The sequence below is a fragment of the Oleiphilus sp. HI0125 genome (genome assembly GCF_001635355.1).
The window spans coordinates 1-368 of sequence record NZ_LWGF01000513.1; the positions used below are offsets into that span (position 1 = coordinate 1).

The 368-nt window shown below is 43.8% G+C and carries 1 protein-coding gene; it reads right to left on the bottom strand.

Annotated features, from left to right (window positions below):
• Positions 1 to 159: 159 nt before the first annotated feature.
• Positions 160 to 368 (bottom strand): DUF3135 domain-containing protein (locus A3762_RS25705; protein WP_156493298.1); only part of this gene is annotated, 209 nt, incomplete at its 5' end.

Here is a 368-nt window from a genome sequence, read left to right on the forward strand (position 1 = left end):
TAGACCGATCAAAAGCCATGTTGGCCAAAATTTGGGTTTGAGGAAATTGGAGTAACGATGCTCTGGTTTGAGGTTTTGCATAAAGCCTAGCTTGTTTGTCCTAAAGTAACGCGCCTGAAATAGTATATTAAAGCGCGTTACGTTACTAAAGCTAAGCGTCTATTTTGTTCTTGACGGCGAAGTAAAAGATAAGACTTTCGCTTCGTGCTTAGTGCGCGATTTGAGGTAATCGTCTGGCTGGTTGAGCGCATAGCGCAGCTCTGCGATCGAATCATTCATCATTGATGAAATTTTCATGCATGCCTGCACTGGATTGTTACAACGCTTTCTCTCCATGTCGATCTGAAACTGGAGCCCTTGTAAGCGCT